General features: G+C 51.7%; 2 protein-coding genes. Both read left to right on the plus strand.

Annotated elements, in window-relative coordinates; all coding sequences use genetic code 11:
- Positions 1 to 103: 103 nt before the first annotated feature.
- Positions 104 to 643: a GNAT family N-acetyltransferase gene (locus V6D20_25070; GenBank protein ID HEY9819054.1), complete on the plus strand. Its 540-nt coding sequence runs from the start codon at positions 104 to 106 to the stop codon at positions 641 to 643.
- Between the two features lie 270 nt (positions 644 to 913).
- On the plus strand, positions 914 to 1,162 hold the full coding sequence (locus V6D20_25075; protein ID HEY9819055.1) for a hypothetical protein: 249 nt from the start codon (positions 914 to 916) through the stop codon (positions 1,160 to 1,162).
- Positions 1,163 to 1,301 lie beyond the last annotated feature (139 nt).

Here is a 1,301-nt window from a genome sequence, read left to right on the forward strand (position 1 = left end):
AAGGCGCAAAGCCGTGCTATGTCCAAGTTCATCAGTTAACTACATCAATTAGGATGCCCGTAAGCATACGATCAGGATTAGGGCTTCAGTACAGACAGCCATTATGAATATTACTCTGAATACGACCCTAGACACAAAAAGGCTCAGGCTCCGGCCCGTTGATCTATCTGATGTGGATCTGGTGTGGGAGGTATCGCGGTTTGAGGGCTTCACCGACGGAATGACGTGGGATCCTCCTTCGAGTCGACAAGAAATTGTTGAGATCACTCACCGGAACCTGGCTCACTGGGAACAAGGCGAGGATTATGTGTTCACCATCGATCTGCTGAAGCCAGCTTGCCCGATCGGCCGAGTAGGCCTGCAAAAGGAAAGTGCGCCCAGCACTTGGAACCTGGGCTTTTGGGTGCACCCAGACCATTGGGGTAATGGTTATGCATCGGAAGCTGCGCGAGCGGTGTTGGATTTTGGCTTCAATACGCTTCACGCTGACCACATAGTCACCGCGCATGCCAGCTGGAACAAGCGCAGTCAGAGGGTGATTCAGGGGCTCGGTTTCAACTATGTTGGGGTAAACCCTGCTGGTTTCTACAAGAACGATGACCCTGTGGAGGAGGTTGAATATGAACTCCGGCGCGCTCTCTAACTATTTGATTAGCTGCGTTGAAACCGCCAGCGACAGTAACCTATGGAGGTGTGGCTTCATATGACAATCATCACATCACTTAACTCTGGGCCGGGTAAGTATAGCGGTACGGGTGTCAATCACGAAGGTGAGTCCTTTATGGGCACAATGGTTGTACAGTAGTTGCTCAATGACATGGGCGTCATGCTGCACTACGAAGCTACGGTTTCGGGCGGTCACCGGGTGCACGCTGAAAGCACACTAATAGCTCCTGACATGGAAGGAAACCTGGTGCTTTGGCCAGTCATGTCGGAACTGCCGGGCGTATTGCCACACCGGGCAATAGCGCTCACCGAAAGTGAGGGTGTTCTTGCCGGTGGCTCCCGTGAGAACGGTAGCTCATTTCGTGAGGAGATTACCATTCGTCTGAAAGCTGACGGTACGCTCACCTATGCCCATGCCTGGGGAATGCCCGAAGGTGACTTTAAGGACCGATCATCCTGTTGTATGGCGCCTAGTGAGGTTAAGCAGGAAGTTTAACTCTACTCGCTAGAATGGTCACCGGTCCGTAGATATTTCGAGTTGTTAAATATTGGCGGAAAGGTGGCTGGGGGTTATGCCGGAACGTATAGTGACACACACGTTAGCGGGATTTCGTGGATCTATACCCAATAGTTAT

This window comes from Candidatus Obscuribacterales bacterium (assembly GCA_036703605.1).
GTDB lineage: Bacteria > Cyanobacteriota > Cyanobacteriia > RECH01 > RECH01 > RECH01.

What these genes read in the sequence shown, in the direction of transcription:
- V6D20_25070 (HEY9819054.1), top strand. Translation starts at nt 104, where the DNA reads ATGAATATTACTCTGAATACGACCCTAGACACAAAAAGGCTCAGGCTC.